At 45.1% G+C, this 23,334-nt stretch carries 18 protein-coding genes and 1 tRNA gene; 13 read left to right on the forward strand and 6 right to left on the reverse strand.

Annotated elements, in window-relative coordinates; translation table 11 throughout:
• Positions 1 to 5: 5 nt before the first annotated feature.
• Together DUE52_RS16420 and DUE52_RS16425 are read right to left on the reverse strand one after the other, a co-directional pair.
• Positions 6 to 2,435, reverse strand: a complete 2,430-nt coding sequence (locus DUE52_RS16420; protein ID WP_114407121.1) for a PEP-utilizing enzyme — start codon at positions 2,433 to 2,435, stop codon at positions 6 to 8.
• A 25-nt stretch (positions 2,436 to 2,460) separates the two neighbouring features.
• Positions 2,461 to 4,266, reverse strand: a complete 1,806-nt coding sequence (locus tag DUE52_RS16425) for a type IV secretory system conjugative DNA transfer family protein (protein WP_114407122.1) — start codon at positions 4,264 to 4,266, stop codon at positions 2,461 to 2,463.
• A gap of 263 nt (positions 4,267 to 4,529) precedes the next feature.
• On the opposite strand from DUE52_RS16425, the gene DUE52_RS16430 reads away from it, so the two are divergent.
• Complete coding sequence (locus DUE52_RS16430; RefSeq protein ID WP_114407123.1) at positions 4,530 to 4,904, forward strand: plasmid mobilization protein; 375 nt, start codon at positions 4,530 to 4,532, stop codon at positions 4,902 to 4,904.
• Positions 4,894 to 6,330, forward strand: coding sequence for a relaxase/mobilization nuclease domain-containing protein (locus DUE52_RS16435; protein WP_114407124.1), 1,437 nt, complete (start codon positions 4,894 to 4,896; stop codon positions 6,328 to 6,330). Before DUE52_RS16430 ends, DUE52_RS16435 begins: the two co-directional genes overlap by 11 nt.
• A 160-nt stretch (positions 6,331 to 6,490) precedes the next feature.
• Here DUE52_RS16435 and DUE52_RS16440 read toward each other — a convergent pair.
• From DUE52_RS16440 to DUE52_RS16455, 4 genes are all read right to left on the reverse strand, one after another.
• A tRNA-Asn gene (locus tag DUE52_RS16440) sits at positions 6,491 to 6,564 on the reverse strand.
• A gap of 79 nt (positions 6,565 to 6,643) precedes the next feature.
• Positions 6,644 to 6,943 carry a PH domain-containing protein gene (locus DUE52_RS16445; RefSeq protein ID WP_114407125.1) on the reverse strand — a complete coding sequence of 100 codons (300 nt, stop codon included), beginning with the start codon at positions 6,941 to 6,943 and terminating at the stop codon, positions 6,644 to 6,646.
• A gap of 36 nt (positions 6,944 to 6,979) precedes the next feature.
• On the reverse strand, positions 6,980 to 7,600 hold the full coding sequence (rsmG, locus tag DUE52_RS16450) for a 16S rRNA (guanine(527)-N(7))-methyltransferase RsmG (RefSeq protein WP_114407126.1): 621 nt from the start codon (positions 7,598 to 7,600) through the stop codon (positions 6,980 to 6,982).
• 96 nt (positions 7,601 to 7,696) lie between these two features.
• On the reverse strand, positions 7,697 to 8,902 hold the full coding sequence (locus DUE52_RS16455) for a glycosyltransferase (RefSeq protein WP_310587808.1): 1,206 nt from the start codon (positions 8,900 to 8,902) through the stop codon (positions 7,697 to 7,699).
• Positions 8,903 to 9,043: 141 nt separating this feature from the next.
• On the opposite strand from DUE52_RS16455, the gene tgt reads away from it, so the two are divergent.
• The 11 genes from tgt (at position 9,044) to DUE52_RS16515 (ending at position 23,284) form a co-directional block, all read left to right on the forward strand.
• On the forward strand, positions 9,044 to 10,174 hold the full coding sequence (tgt, locus tag DUE52_RS16460) for a tRNA guanosine(34) transglycosylase Tgt (RefSeq protein WP_114407127.1): 1,131 nt from the start codon (positions 9,044 to 9,046) through the stop codon (positions 10,172 to 10,174).
• A gap of 233 nt (positions 10,175 to 10,407) precedes the next feature.
• Entirely contained in the window at positions 10,408 to 11,868 is a 1,461-nt protein-coding gene (locus DUE52_RS16465) for an OmpA family protein (RefSeq protein ID WP_165840956.1), read from the forward strand.
• 236 nt (positions 11,869 to 12,104) lie between these two features.
• On the forward strand, positions 12,105 to 14,456 hold the full coding sequence (locus DUE52_RS16475) for an SLBB domain-containing protein (protein ID WP_229312194.1): 2,352 nt from the start codon (positions 12,105 to 12,107) through the stop codon (positions 14,454 to 14,456).
• Positions 14,456 to 15,535: a GNVR domain-containing protein gene (locus DUE52_RS16480; protein ID WP_114407131.1), complete on the forward strand. Its 1,080-nt coding sequence runs from the start codon at positions 14,456 to 14,458 to the stop codon at positions 15,533 to 15,535. Before DUE52_RS16475 ends, DUE52_RS16480 begins: the two co-directional genes overlap by 1 nt.
• Positions 15,536 to 15,548: 13 nt before the next feature.
• Positions 15,549 to 16,808: a nucleotide sugar dehydrogenase gene (locus DUE52_RS16485; protein ID WP_114407132.1), complete on the forward strand. Its 1,260-nt coding sequence runs from the start codon at positions 15,549 to 15,551 to the stop codon at positions 16,806 to 16,808.
• Positions 16,809 to 16,819: 11 nt separating this feature from the next.
• Complete coding sequence (locus tag DUE52_RS16490; protein WP_114407133.1) at positions 16,820 to 18,175, forward strand: oligosaccharide flippase family protein; 1,356 nt, start codon at positions 16,820 to 16,822, stop codon at positions 18,173 to 18,175.
• A complete protein-coding gene (locus DUE52_RS16495) occupies positions 18,172 to 19,083 on the forward strand; it encodes a glycosyltransferase (protein ID WP_114407134.1) in 912 nt (303 codons plus the stop codon). Before DUE52_RS16490 ends, DUE52_RS16495 begins: the two co-directional genes overlap by 4 nt.
• A 71-nt stretch (positions 19,084 to 19,154) precedes the next feature.
• A complete protein-coding gene (locus DUE52_RS16500; protein ID WP_165840957.1) occupies positions 19,155 to 20,279 on the forward strand; it encodes an O-antigen polymerase in 1,125 nt (374 codons plus the stop codon).
• A gap of 24 nt (positions 20,280 to 20,303) precedes the next feature.
• Positions 20,304 to 21,200, forward strand: coding sequence for an alpha-1,2-fucosyltransferase (locus tag DUE52_RS16505; RefSeq protein ID WP_114407136.1), 897 nt, complete (start codon positions 20,304 to 20,306; stop codon positions 21,198 to 21,200).
• Positions 21,201 to 21,218: 18 nt separating this feature from the next.
• Entirely contained in the window at positions 21,219 to 22,094 is an 876-nt protein-coding gene (locus tag DUE52_RS16510) for a glycosyltransferase family 2 protein (protein WP_114407137.1), read from the forward strand.
• A complete protein-coding gene (locus tag DUE52_RS16515; protein ID WP_114407138.1) occupies positions 22,091 to 23,284 on the forward strand; it encodes a glycosyltransferase family 4 protein in 1,194 nt (397 codons plus the stop codon). The genes DUE52_RS16510 and DUE52_RS16515 overlap by 4 nt, the downstream gene beginning before the upstream one ends.
• Positions 23,285 to 23,334: the final 50 nt, after the last annotated feature.

A 23,334-nucleotide genomic window follows, 5' to 3' on the forward strand; every position in this document is an offset into this window, starting at 1 on the left:
ATATTTTATATAATACCTTTTATAATCTCTGCTTCACAATTTAACATTATTTTCTTTTTTTGAGATAATTTGTCAAAAATGACTTCTCCACATCCAATGGCCGCTGGTATTTTTAATTCAGCACATCTAAGTGTCATATGTGATCCAGCACCTCCGTATTTTGTAACAAGTCCTTTTATTCTCCTTGTAAATATCCAATCAAACCCTGGATCAGCATTTTCAATAAATACAATACACTCTTCGATATTACTTGGTAAAGTTGTTGTTTTACTCGATAAATGAATAGGTTCTCCTATTACTGTTTCATTAGTAATATAATTTGGCTTTAATTCTTCAAGTCTTATGAATTTTATATCCTCAGCATTTACAATTAAATGCGGTAAAATTATCTTGCTAGTTATCAAGAATTCTTTCTTATTATTGCTGATATTTTTTTTAATCGTATCTCCACTTTTTTCTTCAAAACAAGATACAAAATCTGTAAGATTTTGTATCTTGATAAAAGCCATATCATCTCTATTAATTCCACAGCTATTGCCTAGAATTTCAATTAAGTTTAATGTTGCATCTATTGATTTTGAGAAGGATAATTTTGAAGCTTCACGCATTTGCAAAGAATTTTCAATAAACTCAATTAAATCTTCACTCGAAAACTCTAACTTAGTTTTCTTTAAATGATTATTTATTTTACCATGTATATCTTTGAGGTTGATTTCTGGAGGAAGTTTATCGTAAAGTTCTTTTGGAATTTCAGGTAATATTTCTAAAAAATAAATATTAAAATTCTCTTTGTAATTAAGAGATGTAATGTCGTAAGTCCCAGGTCTTAAATGGCCGTATTTTTCTAAGAATACATCTTTAGTTATCTTTTTAGAATATAAAGCATCAAGATCATCTTTTAAGATTGATGTTACTGTTTTAAAAGATGAAAAAATCAAATTATATTCGTTTTTATTAATCACTTTTATATCCAAAAAAGATTTAAGAATATCCAACCCTATAAAGGCTTTCCGGACAAAATAAGAAAAAGGAATCGCACCATTTTGGATACATACTTCTAAAATATATGCTATAGTTTGGCATTGGTTGTATATCGTTTTTACAGTAGAATTTATAATTAAATCATAATTTACCTTATCTAATAACTCAAATCTATCTTTAAAAATTTGATCCAATTGACTTGATTGTTTAATGCTGAAATTTGTTAAAGTTAATAGTTCTTTTTCGATAAAGTCTATTTCATTTTCATCGAAACCATTTTTTTCTAAGCTCTTTAGAAAATTATCAGTCAATAGTGTGAAGCATGACTCTACTATTTCAAACTCAACTTTATCGTGAAATTCAGGGTTATTAATTAGTTTATTAATATAGTAATTTATCAATTTGTTTGCAGTTGTAGAAGTTATTGATTTGGGAATTAATGAATTAAAGTCAGCTCTTACGTCTATGTATGGTTTTCCGGAAAAATTAGCCATCAGCGAATGAGGAGGATTATAATATCCGATTTCTCCCCTTCCATTCCTCCACGAACTCTTCATGAATATATAATCATAAAGCGAATAGGCTAAAGGTTTCGGTGTTGTTCCAATTATTTCAGCTGGATTCCAATCAGGCATGTTACCAAATATTGCCTGATTACCATACAATCCATGCTGTGGTTTTGAAAAGCTTTTAAATTTTTTCTCTATTGTTTTAATTGCTTCAAACACCTTTTTGTCTAATTTAATATCATATCTTTTGATACTGGAAATCTTCCTTACTTGAAATATATATATATTATTTTCAAATACCGCAAATTCTATATCCAATAGTTGGCAATTAGTTATGGCCTCAAGCTCGAGAGTCATCTGCATTATCTTTTTTATATTTCCAGACAAATTATCTATTTGAATATTTCTGGCTATTTTAATTAAAGTTGGTTTTTTAGTAAAACCCGATGTAATAAGGTCAGTTGAGCCTTTTTCGTAATTTATTACAAAGTATGGAGAGTTAGAACTTATGTCTCTTGATAGGACAACACCGCTTATTTCTACATTGGATATTTCTTTTTGAACAAGTATTTCTTGTTTATCCAGATCTTGTTCTATTTTTTGATAGCTTTCAATTACATCTTCAATTGCGGTTTGAATTTTATACTTGTCTTTTACATCAACGTTTTTTACGGTTGTGAAAAATCCTGCGAGGCTAGTATTGTAATTATCTTCACTCCAAGCACTACTCCTTATTATTATTTTACTATCAAATAAAGTTTCTATTTTGGATATTATTTTCTTTGAATCCTTTTTCCATGATTTAATGCTAAATATAAATGGTTTCGCTATGTAGCCGTATTTTACTTTATCTTGTAAGTTTTTTAATGTCCTTCCTTTATTCGTCAGCTTAACCATTATAATTGGGTCTTTTATGAGGAGTTCTTTTAGAATATATAACTCCAATTGGATTAAACAATCATCAAATGAATTATTTAAAATATGGATTTTTCTCTGTTTTCTCTAAGAGTTCAGATATTTGATAATAAGGGCGTTTGGCAAATATTGTAGGTGGTAATCCACCTAGGAACGCAAAAATATTATCTGCCGATCCACGTCGTATTTCATCAGGTGTTACAAGTGGCCTCTGATTAGCATTAGCATCCTGAACACCGAACCAGCTACGTGTAGTAATGACATGCGAAGTTTGACCTATAGCCGCGCTCACATAATTTGCCGTAAAATTATCATTAATAGTAAAAAACTGCCGGATAGCAGTATTGGCAGTAAATGTCTCCCAATTCTCGCCATATAACCCCTGCAATTGAATAAGCGATTGCAAAATTGGCCAGACTGTGATTTCAAAACCGGCATAGGTACTTAAAGCGGTCTCAATTTCAGGCAAATATCCCAAAGCTGCAAATTCATCCAATAGAAAAGTTACGCGCTTATTTGGCTTTCTCACCACAGCCCGTAAGGTCGTTGTGGTAATCAGCCGTAGCCATCGTGCATGGCTTTGCAGTTTGTCGGCTGGAATGATGATATAAAGTGCTGTGTCACCGTTGGATAACGTCGTTGGGTCGTAACCAGAACGCAGGGACTTTTGTAGGGAAGGTGATTTCAAAAAATCGGTTGCTTGTAATACAGACGATAAAATACTACCAAACGTTTCTTCTCCCGCTTCCATCAGCTTGACTATTTCGTTGCCGGAATTCCGGACAATCTCACCATTAACTGGATCAGAATTCAGCCGCATTCGAGCGATCAATTGATCCCAATCATCTCCGGCTAATCTTGCCCATCGCCATAAAGTCGTCAGTGTCCGGTCGTCGCCTTCCTGCGTTGTGGCGATTTGCATGATAAGGCCCGTGACAACCGAACGTGCCGTATCGGTAAAGAACTTGTTTTTATCTCCGCGCTCGACGGGCACGAGCATTTCCGCGATCATATGCGCGTCATCAACCAGATGGATACTGCTGGTATCGGCCAAAATATCCAATGGATTATACGATTCGGCCTGTCCAACATTTTCAGCCAGCAAATCCCATGGGTTGAGAATAACAACCTGGCGGCCACTCTCGCGCTGATACCGTGCCGTGATCGCGGCATTTTCGCCTTTCGGGTCGATCACGACCCAGGAGCCGCTATAACCGCCCAGACCTAAAAGATTGGGGATAATCAGGTTAGTGCCTTTGCCACCCCGCGTACCGGCGACCGTTAGGATGTGGCCTTTATCTTTGAACACAAACCCACCACCAATATACAACCCTTGTCCATGCCGGTACGGGTCGAGTTCGTCGGGTCGGGCAAAACGGGCGGAGCCAAACCGGTTTCCTTCGACTAGCATATTGTTGATGCCGATCTGCCAGCGCCGAAAGGCGAAAAAGACTATGACCGTAAAAAACAGATTGAAAGCTACATAACCCAGAAAGAAGGGACCCGTCATCCCCATCAGGGCACCAAATTGAAACAGGCTGATGATCAGTAGAAATAAGGCCACCCAGATTAGAATGGCACCTACGAACATCGCAAACCGGACAATAGGTCGAAGAGGATGTAGCAGCGGATATTCCGCCAAGGGCCTCATAAAACGGTTATAGGCATGGGCGAAGCCTATTAATGCTCCGGCCAGGGTAACCGGCGAAAAAATTATGCCGATCAGGATCATGATAAATTTATTGAACGCGCCGGAGTTCGTTTTGAAACGGAACAGGTAGTCGATTTCCTGGGAGGTAACGCCAAACCAGTTCTTGGCCGGGCCGTCCTCTGTTAGCTCTTCGGTTTCTTCGGGGTTCATCGGGGATAGGGTAAATCAAGTACGATTTGCGCCCAACGTAGTAAAAGTGCCGGGCAATCCCAACGGGAATTTTCCCGTATTTACAGAGAAATCGCCCCTAAAAAATAAAAGCAGTGCCGACTGAAAACCAGTAGGTTTCCGTATCTTCGGGTGAGTGTTGCAAGACGTGGTTTGTAGCTACAAAAACTATCGTTTCGTATCAATAAACCCTGCTTGTAAGGGCGGAAAACTCCTCCCTTAACCCTCCTGAAAAATTCGCACACATGGCACGACCACAAAAGGACACGGATGCCAAACGCAACCTGACGATCCGCGTTCGGGTCACCTCCATCGAGAAACGCCAGATCTGGCAACAGGCTGCCGATGCGGGCTATACGCCCAGCGATTTCATGCGTCTCAAAACGATCGCGAGTGCGCCTTTGCGTCGTGTTCCTCCACCCGACCGTGAGACATTGCTTAAGCTGATGGCCGAGCTCGGTAAGATCGGGAGCAATGTCAACCAGATTGCCCATGCGCTTAATTACTATAAAGCAAGTGGTCAACTGGCAGGGGTAAACTCGGAAGACATTACCAAGACCATTGCCGATTTAGATGGATTGACCACCCAGGTCCTGAACTTATTGGAACATGGTCATTAGAGGCAACACACGGGGCAATGGCAAGCAATTAGCGCACTACCTCATCTCCGGTGAGGCCAATGAAAATGTCCAGATTGTGGAGGTTGCCGGACGCTTGAATGCCAAGGCTGATTATCTCAATCAAACCCTGCAAAGCATGTCCCTGACCAGCGAATTGACCAAAAGCAACAAAGGGCTTTATCACGCCCAGATCAATCCCGCTTACAGCGAAGACCGCGGCATGGCGACCAAAGACTGGCTCAAGGCTGCGGATATTTTAGGGAAACAATTAGGGCTCGATGAGCAGCGTCGTGTAATCGTCCTGCATACCAAAAAAGGCCGGACCCACGCGCATGTGGTCTGGGAACGCTACGACCATAAAACGGGGAAGGTAATTTCTGATAGTTTCAGTCGGTTAGCCCAGGACCGCGCCCGTAAGGAAATGGAGCGCGTCTTTGAGCACCAGCCGACCCCACACCGGAATAAGCACCGGCCAGAGTTGAAAGAAGCTTTGACGGACTTCTGGAATCAGACGGAAACTGGCAAAGACTTTGTTCGCGCCGTTCATGCTAATGGTTATCTGTTGGCCGAAGGAGTACCGCGCCATCCGTTTATGGTTGTGGACGAGAATGGTCGGTCATTTGACCTGGTGCGGCAGCTAAAAGGCGTACGGATAAAGGACGTTCGCGGGCGGTTGCGGAATGAAAAACTCATTCCTGAAAAAGAGGCTATTGAACTCATGCGGCAAAAGAGGGAAGGCAGTAGCGATTCCGGCAAAGCCGAACAGCAAAGGGATACCGATCATGATAAAGCCGTTCGCACGGCATCGGCGTTTTGGAACAATAAACAGGATGCAACGATAGAAAGCCCGGAAATCGAAAGCCAGAAGAAAATGAGAAATCTGGCCGATGAATTTATTCAGTCGGGGCAGGGCATGACGGAGGAGACGGAACAAAATGACAGCCTTGAAAAGAAAAAGAGACGGGCAGGGGAGTATTTCCTAAACGCCGACGAATTAACGGGCAAAGCAGACGAGATTGCAGCCCATGAAGATGCTCCACAATTAGTGGATGATAAGAGAGACTTGAAACAGGATATTATCACGGAGTCACAAAGTGCGCAGAGCCGACAGAGGCAACAAAGGGTAGCGGAGCAATTTGCAGTCAACCGAGAGGAAACAAGCAAACCAAGCCCGGAGCCGGATAACAAACAGTATCAGGAAAAACTGAAAGACTTTATGCAATCGGGGAAGGAATTGATTGACCAGAATAAACCTGTCAAAGCAGAAACTGGTCAGCAACAAACAACCGCACGGCATTTTTTTGAAAATGAAGAATTAATCTCCCCAAATATTACTGATGACGAAAAAGAGATTAAGCGGCTGATGCAGGAGCAGAAGGCAATCAGGGAGCATAACCGGCAGAAGATTAAAAAACGCATTCGCTAATAGGGTGTGGCGAAATTCCGGTACTGATGAATTCAAAAAGTCAATCCGCTGTACCTATAAGTTTTTGAATACATCCTGTGTTCGCTGGAATCCTTGTGCAAATCTTGTGCAAATAAAAAAGCACTTACAAGTTTTATCTCGTAAGTGCTTGGTAATCAGGCTCCCGAAGCTGGGCTCGAACCAGCGACCCTCTGATTAACAGTCAGATGCTCTAACCGACTGAGCTATTCGGGAGTGTTTTGTGGGTGCAAAAGTAAGTGTCCGGAAGAACTCTTGCAAACATTTTTTGCAAAAATCCACAAGAACTTTCGCTTTAGACCGCCGAAGAGCCCAATGTCGGCACCCGCGTCAGAATTAACTCCTTGATCTGGCGGGCGTCACCCCGCGTAAAATTCTTGATGATAATTTCGGGCCGGGCTCGTGGAATGATCCGGATCGTGGAAAAAAACAGTCCGTTATCGATCTCTACGCCCGAAATATCGCCGTAAAAAACAAAACTGTCGGTGCCGCCAATCAATTTGTTGACGCGGAATGTTACTCCCTTGTCGTTGAATTCAACAACGTCGCGGTTGATGGGGTCTTTGAAACCGCTGGATTTGAAAACTTCTGCCATAGCCTTTGCGTCGGGAACGCCCCAACTGTTGAACGATTATTTGGGTAGATAAATGACCTTCTTGGTTTCGAAAAACGGTTCGTCAAAATACGTGGATAATTCGTAAATCCGGTGCTTCTCCTTTACTTCCGCCAACTCTTCGCTGACATCCCCGCCTTTTAGGTACAAAACCCCATTCCGAAGTTTATTGTTGCCGGTTTTCAGAATCTTGTAGCGCACCCAGCCAAGAAACGGTTGCAGGCGCGTCACTGCCCGGCTGACCACAAAATCATAGGTGGATTCCAGGTGCTCCACCCGGGCCTGCTCCGCCTTCACGTTGGTGAGGCCCAGCGCCGAACTGATTTCCGTTACCACTTTGATTTTTTTGCCAATGCTGTCGACCAGATGGAAATCGACGAGCGGAAACAGAATCGCCAGCGGAATCCCCGGAAAACCGCCCCCGGTGCCGACGTCCAGAATTTCGGTGCCGGGTACAAACTGGATGACTTTGGCAATGCCGAGCGAATGCAGCACGTGTTTCTCATACAGTGAGTCGATGTCCTGCCGCGAGATGACGTTGATCTGGGCGTTCCAGTGCCGGTACAAGTCATCCAAAGCCGCAAACTGCTCCAGTTGCCGCGCACTTAAGTCGGGAAAGTATTTTTTAATCAGGTCCAAAAGTAGGTATGAATTATGAACGATGAATGATGAACGGTGGACGATGAAGGCCAGTTGTGCCAGTCATTCATCATCCATCGTTCATCATTCATCATTCTATTTCCACTTCATAATGCGGTTTTTACGCCGTGGCCGCAGGGTGACAACGCCCATGATGCCGTAATAAATTCCCATCGTCAAATCCAGAACCGGTATGGCCATCCAGTCGACGGTATGGCCCAGCCGGTAGCTGATCCGCCCGACGATGGCCCAGAAGACCAGAAGCCGGAATCCAAACAATCCGCTGGCGATGAGCAACAGTTGGCCGTCGGGTTGGTTCAGCATACCGGACAAACCGGATTGCAAAACCGTAATCAAGGTGATCAAACCGATGATGGGCCCCGTTAGCCAGGTTAGCACGTGGGAGAGGGACAAAAGCCCCAGCAGGAATTTGTTGCGGGTTTTGTAATGCTTGCCCACCGACAAATGCCGCTGTTTCTGGTGCCACCATTCGGCAAAGGTCTCCTTCGGCTTCGAATACGTAAAGGTAGCCGGATGCACACTAATTGCAACGTTTCGGGCGGTGGCTACTTCGTTGATAAACAAATCGTCGTCGCCCCCCAACACCCGGATGTGCGAATAAAACCCCTTGTTTTCCAGAAATAATTGCCGCCGGTACATCAGATTTCGCCCCACGCCCATATACGGCAGTCCCACCAGCGCCATCGAGAGGTACTGAACCGCCGTAAACAGGGTTTCGTAGCGGATGAGCCGGTTGATCCAGCCGTGCTTTTTCCGGCGTTTGTAGGGGCCAAAGCCCAGCACAATTTCTTTGTTCGGTCGATCCAGTTGCGTCACCATGCCCGCCAGCCAGTAATCGCCCGCGGGTTGGCAGTCGGCGTCGGTCAGCAGAATGAGGTCGTGGGCGGCACTGCGAATACCGGTGGTCAGGGCGTATTTTTTGGGTGTCACATGATCATGTTCCCGGTCGATCCGGATGACCCGGACGTGCTCGAAGCGGTCGGCAGATTTTTCCAGAAACTCTTTCGTGCCATCGCTCGACCGGTCGTCCATCACCAGCACTTCAAAATCCGGATAGATCTGGTCGTCGAGCAGGGGCAGCAACGTCCGCAGGTTTTCCAGTTCATTCCACGCACACACGATGATGCTCACCGGCGGATCGACGGCGGGAGGACTGGCTACCAGCGGGAGCGAAGCCGCACCGTCCGACGACCCGCTTTCGTCCGGGTCGGAATAGAAAGCCAGTCGGGAAAAAATACCAAGAATATAAAGAAGTTGTATGCCTACGGATAATAAACACACAACCAGCACGATAAAGACCACGAAACGACGGAAATAAAGGGCCGCGAGGCCAAATTGGAATACGATGGCAAATATACATATTTTGATTTTGGTCGCCGGACTTTCCACCTTTGCAGGTAAAAGATCGTAAAGCGACCCATCATGCAATTTACCCTACAGGCAACCGACCCCCACTCAAAGGCGCGAACGGGACTCCTCACCACCGACCACGGGTTGATCGAGACGCCCATTTTTATGCCCGTAGGAACGGCTGGAACGGTGAAAGCGGTTCACCAGCGCGAATTGGTAGCGGACGTCAAAGCGGAAATTATTCTGGGAAACACCTACCATTTGTATTTGCGCCCTGGCCTCGATACGCTGGAGAAAGCCGGTGGACTGCACCGGTTTAACGGCTGGGAGCGCCCGATTCTGACCGACAGCGGAGGGTATCAGGTGTATTCATTGTCCAACACCCGGAAAATAAAAGAGGAGGGCGTCACGTTCAAGTCGCACATCGACGGTTCCAAACATGTGTTTACGCCGGAGAGCGTCATGGATATTCAACGAATCATTGGGGCCGACATCATTATGGCGTTCGACGAATGCACACCGTATCCGTGCGAGTATGGCTACGCCCGGGCGTCGATGGAAATGACCCACCGCTGGCTGACCCGCTGCATTGACCGGTTTGACGCCACGGAAGGGAAATATGGCTATCAGCAAACCTTATTTCCTATCGTTCAGGGCAGTACGTACAAGGACCTCCGGCAGCAGTCGGCCGAATTTGTGGCCGAACAACAACGGGACGGAAACGCCATCGGCGGGCTGGCGGTGGGCGAACCGGCGGAAGAAATGTATACAACCATCGAGCAGGTCAACGCCATTCTGCCGTCTGATAAACCCCGGTATCTGATGGGCGTTGGAACGCCCGAAAACATCCTCGAAGCCATCGCCCTGGGCATCGATATGTTCGACTGTGTGATGCCCACGCGGAATGCCCGGCATGGGGTTCTGTATACCACCCAGGGAATCATTAATATCAAGAATGAACGGTGGAAAGATGATTTTAGCCCGATCGACGCGGAACTGGGCGGATATGCCGGAACATGTTACTCTAAGGCGTATTTAAGGCACTTAATCAAGTCTGAAGAAATTTTAGGGGCACAAATTGCGAGTCTTCAAAACCTTACCTTTTATTTATGGTTAGTGAAAGAGGCCCGGCAGGAGATCAATACCGGTAATTTCGTGAAATGGAAAGCAAATATGACAAAAAAACTGATGCAACGCCTTTGATGGTAGCCAAATCCTGTTTTTCTTGTGCCGGTAAAACGAAACCCTATGAATTGAACAAAGCGGACGGTAACTTGTTTGTAAACTACCAGTGTCTTGTTTGTAAACTAAGCGAAAATCTATAGTTTTGCGGCAAAGCGTTGAAAGTTGCATAAAACGACCGGCTAAAGTAACCGACACAAGTTGTTTCACCACACTCAATGGTTTATTAACTGTCAAACAATAACCTGATAAGTATGAAAAAAGTATCCCTGTTCGTAAGGGCAATGGGACTGGCTCTTCTGGCAGCGACAGGTGCCAGTGCCCAGTATAACCCGAAAGCCTCGTATGAAGGTCCTGCAAAACTGAACACCTGGTCAGTTTCTGTCATGGGCGGACCCACTCAATTCTTTGGAGACCTGAGGGAATATGACTTCTATCCGGTTTCGAAAACCGGATTTGACAGCTACAACGAACGTAAGTCGGCGTTCTTTGGCGTGGCCGTCGGGAAGCAATTGTCTCACCTGTTTGGCCTCCAGCTCGATGGGCAATTCGGTAATTTAGTCGGTATGAAGCGCCGGCTGTATTATTCTTATTTTCGATCAAACTTCATCCAAACCGACCTGACGGGAAGTGTGAACCTGAAAAGTCTGCTGTTTGGTATTAATAAAATGAAGCGCTGGAAGGTTGATGCCTACACCGGTTTGGGTGTCATGTTCTTTAAGTCAACCGCCTACGAATTAGGAACCGGCCGTGTGCGTCGCTGGACCAAAACCAACAATGGCGATGGCATCCTGCGTGAGGCCAAATACGAAAAAGACTGGGTGATTCCTGTTGGTCTGGCCGTTAACTACGAAGTAAGCTCCCGTTTCGATGTGGGTCTGGACTTCCGGTTTTCAAACGTCAACACCGACCGGCTTGATGCTACCATTGGCGGAAACAGCTCCAGCTATTTCGATCAGTTCGGTACCCGCGGACAATTTGACAACGCTTTCGAACGGAAAGGAGAATCGAATCTGGACAAGTGGGGTTACGCAGCCGTATCGGTTACCTACAAACTAGGCAAAAACGCGATTAAGGTTCAGAAAGTGAACGGCAAATACGAGTATGATACCACCAAAGGGACATATCACCTCCGTTGGACCGATCCTCGCAACCTGATCAAACCGCCGGTCATCCTGACGCTGGAGCAAATCGACTCGGTAGCAAAAGCCAACCGGCCTAAAGACATCGACCCCCGTTTGCTGATGGATACGGATAATGACGGTGTTTCGGATTACTTCGACCGTCAGCCTAACACGCCGGCTGGTAGCATCGTCTCCGGTGCGGGTGAAGCCATCGACTTCGATAAGTACGTAAGTGCTGCTCTGCCGGGTATTGCCTGTGCCGAAATCCTGACCAACGTCGCTTTCGACACTGATAAAAACATCATTAAGCCGCAGTACTACGACATGCTGAACAAAGTGGTTGAATTGCTGAACAAAACGCAATGCCGCCTGCAACTGTCGGGTCACGCTGACCGCCGTGCTTCTGACCGGTACAACATCGCGCTGTCGCGCCGTCGTGTTGAAGCCGTCAAGAACTACCTGGTGAAACAAGGCCTGAATGATGCCAACCGCATTATCATCGACTACTTCGGATCGTTCAAACCCATCGGTGACAACTCCCGTGCCGGTCTGACGAAAAACCGCCGGGTTGAACTGCGCCTGGTTCCGTAAGGATTCGTTTAAAAAACAATAAAAAAAGCCCCGAAGGTGTAACCTTTCGGGGCTTTTTGCGTCTCAATAGAGTCGGTTATCAAAGGGAGACCTGGGGGAGAACGGATCGGGAGAAAAACCGGCTGTCTTTCCGTCAGTATCCTGTTCATCATGAGGTACTTAGTGTCTACTTGCCGAATTTTAATCTTCGCCTTTTTTCTTTGGCGCAGTATTTCAGTCATTCAATTATTCACAACGTGCATTTAATCGGTACGAAGAAACGTAGCGTATTGGGCCAGACGATGGGCCTGTTCATTTTATTTCATTTATTCACCAGTACAACGCCAGCCTTTGCGCAAAAGGTGAGCGAATTGACGGATGAGCAGGTTCGCCAGTTTGTCGGGCAAGCGAAGAACAGCGGTTTATCCGAAACCCAGATTGAGCAAGTGGCCGCGTCGCGTGGTTACACACCGACCGATGTAAAAAAAATGCGGGAGCGCATCAATGCCCTGGAGCGAACACCGGCTCAGACTCCATCAATGCCTGCTCAGGTTGGTCGTGAGCAGAGCGATAAAGCGGCTCTCAGTACGGTTTCAGCTTCGCGTGAAGACACCGTCAGGCGTCAATCACCGGTTTTCGGAACCAGCCTGTTTTCGTCCGCTAATCTGACTTTTGAACCCAACCTGCGGATTCCTACTCCGAGGAACTACCAGATTGGCCCGGAAGATGAGCTGATCATCGACGTATACGGGAACGCACAGCAGAATTACCGGGTCAAAGTCAGTCCGGAGGGAGCCATCAAATTAGAAAATTTAAGCCCGGTTTACGTCAACGGATTGACCATCGAGCAAGCCGAACAACGGATTGTCGGACGGCTGCGTCAGGTGTATTCCGGTTTGAATGCCAAAGGAAGTGGCGTTTTTGCGACCATTAGCCTGGGGAGTATCCGAAGTATTAAAGTGACGCTGCTCGGGCAGGTTGTGCAACCCGGAACGTATACGTTGTCTTCGCTGGCAACGGTATTCAATGCGCTTTATGTGGCCGGAGGACCTGACCCTGATCGGGGTTCGTTTCGTGACATTCGCGTTTACCGGGGGAACCGGCTGATTCGCACGCTGGATGTATACGACTTTTTACTTCGCGCCGATCAGAAAGACAACATCAGGCTGCAGGATCAGGACATCGTTTTTGTAAACCACTACGATACGCGGATTGAGCTGACGGGTGAAGTGAAACAACCGGCTATTTACGAAGTTCGGAGCGGGGAATTACTGAAGAATGTGCTGGCTTTTGCGGGTGGCTTGACGGACAAAGCGTACGCAGCGTCAATGACCTTGCACCGTAATACGGCCAAAGAACGGCAAATCGTGACGATTCCCTCCGCTGATATACCGTCTTTTGTGCCCCAGCGTGGTGATGTGTATTCCGTGGGGGCTATTCTCAATCGCTACGAAAACCGGGTGACGATCAGCGGGGCGGTATTTCGGCCCGGGGTTTACGCGTTGCAGAACAGCCCCACTTTGCGGCAATTGCTGGCCACTGCTGAGGGATTGCGGGAAGATGCGTTTCTGAACCGGGCAACGATCCGGCGGCTGCGGGATAATCTGGACCCTGAACTCATCGCGGTTGATTTGGGTAAACTGATGCGCGGAGAAATCAATGACATCAGCCTTCAGCGGGAAGACGTTGTTTCGGTGGCCTCTTACGGCGAATTAAGGGAACGCCGAACCGTGCGTATTCATGGCGCTGTCAATAAACCCAACGTGTTTGATTATGCCGACAGCATGAGCGTCGCCAGCCTGATTATTCTGGCGGGTGGTTTTTCCGATGGAGCAACTTCCACCCGAATCGAAATTGCCCGACGGGTCCGGAAAGACACCAGCGACCTGCCTGGTAACCAAAGTATCCGGCTTTTTCAGTTTGAACTGAACGATCAACTCAAACTCACCGAAGCAGACGCCCGGTTTGTGCTTTTTCCGTTCGATGAGGTGTTTGTGCGAACATTGCCCCGGTATGAATTTCAGAAATCCGTCACCATTACCGGCGAAATTCCTTATCCCGGCCAGTATCCGATCCGCGACAAATCGGAGCGCATTACGGAATTGATTGCTCGTGCCGGGGGGCTTCGTCCGGAAGCGTATCTGAAAGCAACCCGGTTTGTTCGCAATGGAGAGCTTATATCAGTTGATATTCAGGAGATTATTAATAGACCCTCTGACACGGGAAATCTGCTTCTGCTGAAGGGAGATTCTATTCACATTCCCAGAAAAACAGAATTGGTACGCATACGGGGCGAAGTACTCAATCCGGCGGTTATTGATTTCAATCAGTCCAGGTCGATTAAATCGTACATCAGCGGCTCAGGAGGCTTCACATCCAAAGCGTTCCGCAAAAAAGTGTATGTGGTATACGCGAATGGAAACGTGAAACGTACCAAAGAGTTTCTGGGACTACGGTTTTACCCGAACCCGGAACCCGGAATGGATATCATGGTGCCGGTTCGACCGCCCCGATCGGAGAGTAAACTGTCGGCTCCCGAGCGGGTGGCCGTGATGACGGGCATTACATCACTGGCAGCGGTGGTGTTGACCATTATTCGGCTATTTTAATGAAAAAGTATATAACTTTACCGCCGATCGAGGCTCGGAATATCCGGCAACCTTCACACCTGGATCCCGAGTGGGCTTTGATGGCGGTGTGGCACCAAAAGGCCTATGTTGTGCTTATCGCTTTTTTATTTGGGGTCGCTGGGGTTATCATGGCCTTACTGAGTCCTTTTGAATATACATCGGAGGTGCGGGTGATGCCGGAATTGCAGGCGCGGTCGGCCTTGAATTTAAAGCGGTTTGGTGCCTTAGCGGAATTGGCGGGGATTAACCTGGAAGGGGTTAGCAACACAGAAGCCATTCGGCCGGATCTCTATCCGGATGTGCTGAAAAGCACGCCTTTCATTTTATATTTGCTGAATCAGCCCATCACAACGGTTAAAAAAAGTAAATATTCTACCCTGGCAGCTTTCCTGACTCAGGAGTCTTTTTCGTGGACGGATCGGTTTTTTGACAAGAAGCCGTTGACGGTTCCTCAATCGATTGACGACCGGCAGGCGCTGCGTCTAACGCGGGATCAGGAGGAGTTGATTAAGGATACGAAGGAGCGCATTTTGTCCGATTTAGATAAGCAATCCGGCGTTATCATTATTCGGGTAAAAATGCCGGATGCCGAAGTGGCGGCTCAGGTCAGTCAACTGGCAATCGATTATTTGACCCGCTACGTCATTCATTACCGGACTGAAAAAGCCCGCTCCGATCTGAAATTTCTTTCGGAACGATTTCGGGAAGCCAAACAACGGTATGACCGGGCCATGGTCAATCTGTCGGCTTACAAGGACCAGCACCGGTATATGGTAACGGAGATCGGAACCATTGAAGAGCGCCGTTTGCAGGCAGAATTTGAATTAGCGCAGGGTTTATACAGTAACATTACCCAGCAATATGAACAAACCCGGATCAAAATACAGGAAGAGACGCCTATTTTGAAAATGCTGGAGCCTGCCCAGGTTCCGACCAAACGGAGCGAACCGCGCCGAACCATCATGGTGTTGGTGGCGGTTTTGATGGGTTGCCTTTTTGGTATAGGGATTGCACTGGTACGACACATAGATTGGCAACCTCTGTCAATAGAAAGATAAGCGAGACTATAAAATGATGGATTCGGTACGGATTGCAATCGTTGGTTTAGGGTATGTGGGCTTACCACTGGCACTGGAATTTGGTAAGCAATACGACGTTGTAGGGTATGACATCGATGAGCGCAGAATCGACGAATTACATGGCGGTTATGACCGAACCCGGGAGACGGATGAGACGACCCTTCGGCAAACGAACCGCCTGCGGTTTTCATCCAATCTGGAAGACATTGCCGGCTGTACGGTTTATATTGTGACGGTTCCAACCCCTGTCGATGCCTATAAAAAACCGGATTTAAGACCTTTGCTGGGGGCAACACGCGACCTTGGAAAGGTACTGAAAAAAGGAGATTTGGTCATTTATGAGTCGACGGTTTATCCGGGCTGTACGGAAGAGGAATGCGTGCCGGTTCTTGAAAAAGGGTCTGGTTTGGTTTACAACGTCGATTTTTATTGCGGTTACTCACCGGAACGGATTAATCCGGGCGACAAGGTTCATACGCTGACCACCATCCGGAAAGTCACCTCTGGCTCGACGCCGGAAACCGCCCTTGTCGTGGATCAGTTATACGCATCGATTATCGGGGCGGGTACCCACAGGGCCACGTCGATCAAAGTGGCTGAAGCCAGCAAAGCCATTGAAAATGCCCAGCGCGATGTCAACATTTCGTTTGTCAATGAACTGGCGCTGATGTTTGATCGAATGGGGATCGACACCCTGGAAGTTTTGGAAGCCGCCGGAACCAAATGGAATTTTCTGAAATTCAAGCCGGGCCTGGTAGGAGGGCACTGCATTGGGGTGGACCCATATTACCTGGCTCACAAGGCCGAAAGTCTGGGCTACTACCCGCAGGTAATTTTGTCCGGACGGCGCATCAATGACAACATGGGCGTGTTTGTTGCCAGCAAACTGGTAAAACTCATGATCCGGAAAGGGCATACGATCAATGGTTCGCGCGTTTTGTTGTTGGGCATAACCTTTAAAGAAAACTGCCCCGACATCCGCAATTCACGGGTCATCGATATTTACCGGGAGTTGGTCGAATATGGCATTCAGGTCGAAGTACACGATCCGTGGGCCAATGCTGATGAGGTTGAAAAGGAGTACGGTTTTCGGCTGATCAGCCAGCCCAACGGTCGTTATGACGGCATCGTTATGGCGGTGGCGCATGAACCGTTCCGGGAACTGAATTACCCGGCTTTACGGACCGATAAAACCGTTATTTATGATCTGAAGGGGTTGTTGGACAAGGATAAAGTGGATAGCCGGTTGTAAAGGAAGAACGCGTGCTAGCTGGGATTGTAAGAAAAATAGCGTTATCGGATCGAGATTCAACACCTGTCAAATTAATCGCCTTGACAGGCTTCAGTATTCTTGTTACGTTATTCATTAATTATCTTTTGGCTGAACAGATTACTCCAGATCAATACGGGTCGTGGCGTTTATTTTTAATGATCGCATCATTTTCTGGTTTTCTCCATTTTGGGTTTGCCGACGGGATTAACATTAACTGGATTTTTAGCGATCAATCAGACTGGCAGATTTCTGCCAAACGCGATTTTGCATACTTTTTTATTCAGCAAACCGTACTCTATGGTATTGTTGTTCTCGTATTGCACAGCCAGCTAGTTCCTCAGATAAAAATTTCTTTAACAAACAGTATTTGCTTGGCGAATCAAATATTACTGCAGAATAGTATCGGTTTGATCCAATCGTACTTTAATCGCGCTCAGAAGTTTTACCACGGTGCCGTGTTGAGCTTGGTTGGGCAGATTACCTTTTGCCTTGGCATTTTATTGTACCGAGCCGGGTATATGGCAACAATCGATCTTATTTTACTCAGTAATATTCAATTGGTTGTGGTGGTAATTCCAATGGTATATCTGCTATCCCGGGAGATAGAGCAACGCCCCGTGATGGACTTTAGAGATTTCCATTTTAAGAAATTTTTCTACGCTTTCAGGAAATCGGTTGGCCTGGGATTTCCAATCTTGCTTACCGGCCTTCTTTTTCTAGGATTTCAAAACATTGACAAATTACTTGTTTCAAGATATTATCCCGCAACAGAGTTTGGCTATTATGCATTTGCTTCAGCGTTACTGAACGTTGTCTTAACTCTGGTCGTGTCAGTAAGTAATTTTTTAATGCAAAAAATGGCGCTTAATTACAAGGTTATTGACGTATACTATGATAAGTCAGTAAAAGTTGTTTCGGTTTTATTTTCTATTCTGTTGATCAGTATAATTCCGTTGCAGTGGATTGCTAACAAACTGATTCCAACTTATTCTACTTCGACACTATATTTGGCGTATCTGGCAGGTTCAATTGGTCCCTATATATTAATACAGCTAATTCAATTTAGTATATTTAAGATTTTGCAGAAGCAGAAGATTTTTTTAATGATATCCATATTGGTGTTTAGCCTGATAACAGCCATAATGTGGCTGCTGGTATCAAACCGGGTATCATTGACTACAATAGCATTTGTGTCAGCATTAATGTCATATAGTTGGTATACAGTCAGTGATATACTATTGTGTTTTATTCGGCCAGAATTAAAATGTAAACAAATCGAAAGGTATTTGTACGTTGTGATGACCGCTTTTTTATACTTATTTATCGTATTTATTGACTCCCTATGATAGTTAGAGTAGTTATGCTGAATTACAACACCGTAGATCTTACTCTAAAATGTGTTGATTATGTACTCCAGCAAAATGAACCTGATTGCCACATTGTAGTAGTCGACAATGGTTCATTAGAAAGCAATTATCAAGAATTAAAGTCAAAATTACCTGCTTCCGTTTTCTTAATAAGGTCTCAAATTAATGCAGGGTTTTCTGCTGGTAATAATCGTGGTTGCGGCCGAATAAAGAATTTGCCTGATCCTGATAATTATTTATTCATTAATAGTGATGCTTTTTTAACACAACCAGGAACAATTAGAGCGTTACGTACAGAATTAGAAAACTATCCTGAAGCGGTTGCAATTTCACCACTTGTCCACACCACTTCAAATTCAGTCCCGGTTCGCCTACAAATTCAGGTAAGACGGCTCCTGTCACCTGGTTGGTTAATAGTTTTCCATAGCCCAATTTTGCGCCGATTACCGTTTGTAAGACAAAGATATCACCGTTTTATATACCGGGATTTGGTTCCATACAGTGAAAAAACATATCCTGTGGAAAGTATAAATGGTGCTGTATTCATGATGAAAAGTGATTTCCTTCACCACATTGGATTATTGGATGAAGGGACATTTTTATATCTGGAGGAGATCGTCTTAGGTGAACAGATCCGCAGGGAAGGCAAAATATGCTTATTACACGGTGGCGTTATTGTTCCCCATATTCAAGGTGCAACAACCGGAAGTCAGCGCGGAAAATTGAGTAAAAAATCTTTTAATTTTTTTATTGATAGTGAAGCCTATCTATTAAATAAATATCACAACTATTCAAGTTTTAATTTAGGGATAATCAGAAAAATGCGTCTTTTTGAATTTTTCATAAAATCAATCAGGGAGCGTTTTTGCCAATTTATAAGGATATGATGATCGTGTTTTTCCTAAACATACTATTCTTACTGTCCATTTTTGGACTTATTTACATTATAAAAAGGAGAGTGAGTAACACGGGGTATGTAGAAATTTATTCTTTACTATGGTTTGTTTTAATTATAGGTTCTCAATTTTCCGGGCCAATTTATAGTATTAAACCTATAACCTTATTTGTATTGTATGGGGCGTGGATTTTGTTTCTTATTCCTTCTTTTTTTGTTCAAAAAAATATAAAATATACTACTGTTGTTTTTGCTCCAAGAAAAAATAAATTGAAGGTAGTCTTATTTATTTTAGTATTTACAAGCTTGCTGGTTAATATTGTTTCTTTGTATACCTTACTTGGAGGAGTGAATTTTTTCAAACTTGGATTGATTGCATTGCGAGTAGAAGGAAGGCAGTTATTAGATGAGCAATCAACTGTTTTTTATCAACTTTTTGCAAAATGCTTTATAATTTATATTCCTCTTGCTATGCTAGGATATAAGGAAAGGATTATAAGTAAACTAACCTTACTAATGGTGTGCTTTATTGGCCTATTTACGTGTGTGGTTACGCTTACAAGAGCTCCAATATTGTCATGGGCGATTACTATACTTACTTCAAGTAGTATTTACTTCAAATTTTCGGGCAAAAATTACTATTTAACAATTATTTACCTCGTATCCCCTATCGTAATTGTTACATTACTGGTAACTGGAATTGATGAAGAATTGTTGAATACGGTTAAGTTGTACTTATTTGGAGGGGTAAAGGCCTATGAAACGATATTAAATGGTGATTATCCGGATAAATCTTTTTATGATATTAATTTGTACAGTATTGATTTTATCAGCTACATATTTAAAAAAATAGGTTTAATTGAGCGTTATCCACCATTGATCCGGGAGTATACCTATATCCCCCACACCAACGTCTATACATATCTGGACGCTGCAACTTTAGATTTAGGTGTGGCAGGCGTATTCTTTTCTGCGATTTCTTTTGGTGCCATAGCTGCTTACATTCATAATAAAGCTAATGCAACGAAGGATATAGTATATGTTTCATATTACTGTTTTATTAACTATGCTATTGCTATTTCATTTATGAACAACGAATTAATCAGGATAAATGGATTCATTCTCATTTTTGAATTACTAATCATAAGAATGTTTATTAGAACCAATCATCTGAAAAATGATGTATAGGCTGCTCTACAAATTGATAACCTTATGATTGCTGTTGAATTAAAAGGTGGTTTGGGAAATCAACTATTTCAATATGCGTTAGGCAGAAGCCTTGCGCACCAGCACCAAACCGACCTGGTTGTTGATCGACAATTCCTGATGAATCGGAAAGTGACAGGACAGAATATAGTTTATAGAAATTTTGACCTTGATATACTTTCTATTCACCCTGTAGAGGCCACTTCATTCATTTCGCGCAGGTATGGCACCAGCGGTTTTTTGCCGGTGCGGATCGTGAAACGGTTTCTGAATCGAAATATTCAGTGCGGTCCACTGCGCTATATGGAGGAGCAAACACCATTTCAGCAAGACATTCGGATCGGGCAGGCAGGAAAAGATGTGTATTTAAACGGTTATTGGCAGTCTGTTCACTATTTCCAGGCGGTAGAAAACGAGTTGGAGGCCGAATTACGATTTTCAAAGCCCATTCCTTCGTTTGCAAACGGATTGGCTGAAGACATCCAGCAAAAACAATCGGTTTGTGTTCACGTACGGCGGAGTGACTTTGTGACAAATTTGCGTCATAATATTATTGAGACAGTATATTACCAACAAGCGGAACGGATGATTCGGGCGCATGTGACCGAGCCAGCTTTCTATGTGTTTTCGGACGATATTGATTGGTGCCGGACCCATCTTCGGTTTAATGGTCCTACTGTATTCGTAGGCGATGAGTATGCAGGTGAACGGGCCGCGACATACCTGCACTTGATGACGCTCTGCCATCATTTTATCATACCCAACAGCACATTTAGCTGGTGGGCTGCGTGGTTGAGCAAGCATATAAATAAAGTGGTCATTGTTCCAAAGAATTGGGTGTATGACCGTGGTACTTTTATCAAGTCGGATGAACTGGTTTATCCGGGCTGGATTCAACTTTAAATAGGATGGGGTGATTCTATGGCTATGGTTACTGTCGGCTTACCGGTTTATAACGCGGCTCCCTATTTGGCCGATGCCATACAGTCGGTCCTGAACCAAACGTTCAGAGATTGGGAATTGCTTATTGTTGATGATGGGTCGACGGATAACTCGGTTGGTATTGCCCGGTCTTTTAGCGATGCCCGGATAAAAGTCGTTGTGGATGGTAAAAACCGTAGTCAGAGCGTCCGACTCAATCAGATTTGTCGGATGGCGAAAAGTCCGTATATCGCCCGCATGGATGCTGACGATATTATGACTATTGACCGGCTGCAAATGCAAATTGCTTTTATGGAGGAGAATAGAACGGTAGATTTAGTGAGTTCGTTTATCTATTCAATTGACCTCAATAACCAATTGCAGGGTATCCGGGGATCAACATCTATGCCTAAAACGCTGGGTGAAGCTGTCAAAGGATTTCCTATTGTCCATCCTGCGGTTCTCACCCGTCGTCGCTGGTCTTTGAAAAATCCCTACAATGAGCAAATTCCGCGAGTTCAGGATTATGAACTCTGGATGCGAACTTTTTTGACCAGTCAATTTGCCGTCATTGACCGTCCCTTGCTGTTTTACCGGGAAATCGGTATACCCTATAAAGAGAAATACCTGCATTCCTCTGCGCAGATACGATCTATTCTTAAAAGACAATACCGCCATAAACTGGGTATACAAAAAATGACACAAGTCTTGATCGCTACCAGATTAAAAGATGCATTGTATACCTTATTCAGTTTCTTTAAACAGGAGGACTGGTTGTTGATGAGGAGAAATCGTCCATTACCCATGCAGGAACTGGACGATGCTCAAAAAATACTCAATCAATCGATTCAACGCAATTTGACACACATGCTATGAACCGGAATCATACCCTTGTTCAGACGTTTAGTGTACCGGTTTCCTTGGTTTTCATTGAAGGGCAGGTTCCTTTATTGAACAAATATTGTTTGACCACACATGTAATTACTTCAGGAGGCCGCACATTAACCGAATTTGCCGAACGATACCAAATTCGATATGACACAGTTCCTTACACAAGGAGTGTGACTCCGTTACACGATCTGTTTTGTTTATGGCGTACTTACCAAATTTTTCGACGGATTAAACCGGTCATCGTACACGGCAATACACCCAAAGCCGGCTTGCTTTCCATGTTGGCAGCACGATTAGCCGGTGTCCCCGTCCGAGTTTACGAAATTCACGGTTTCCCTTTTGAGAGCCGGAAAGGGCCTATTCGGTGGTTGTTGATGAGCCTGGAACGGTTATCGTGCCAGGCCGCTACTCATGTATTGGCCGTGAGCAATTCATTGCGTACAAAGGCCGTGAATCAGCATATTGTGCCAGCTAAAACCGTAACGGTGCCACACAACGGAAGCTGCAATGGTGTAGATGCCCTCCATCGGTTTAATCCTGCCACGCTGGATTCGGAAAAGGTATGGCGACTCAAACAGACACATGATCTGCAAGGGCCTGTCGTCGGGTTTGTAGGGCGTTTGACGCGTGACAAAGGCATCATTGAATTGGCAATGGCCTGGAAAATGATTCGTGAAGATTTTCCGAATGTTACGCTGCTGTTGATCGGTCCACCTGAACTGGAAATTAGCCACGAAAAAGAAATAATTGATGCGTTGGTAGGGGATACCCGCGCGCGACAGATCGGTTTTGTGCCGGACGTGGAATACTATTATGCCTTGCTTGATTTTCTCCTGTTGCCAACGTATCGGGAAGGATTTGGAAATGTGGTGCTGGAAGCGGCTGCTATGGAAGTGCCGTCAATTGTCAGTCGGGTAACGGGAACAGTCGATGCGGTGGTTGAAAATGAAACCGGCCTTTTCTGTGAGCCCTATTCGGCAGCTAGTCTGGCCGCTCAGATCCGTTTCTATCTGAACAATAAGGAAAAAATTCGGGAGCATGGCCGGAATGCCCGGGTGCGCGTACTCCGTGATTTTGATCCGGTAGACGTGTGGAAGGCTAAGTATGCGGTATATGAAAAAGCGTTGCAATCGGCCGGTTTTCTGCCTTTCCCTTCTGAAAAAGCCAGGTGTTGAGCGCTGAACCAGTACGGCGACATTCACTAGCACATTGACGGAAGATCATT

Source organism: Larkinella punicea (assembly GCF_003334855.1).
GTDB classification, from domain to species: Bacteria; Bacteroidota; Bacteroidia; order Cytophagales; family Spirosomataceae; genus Larkinella; species Larkinella punicea.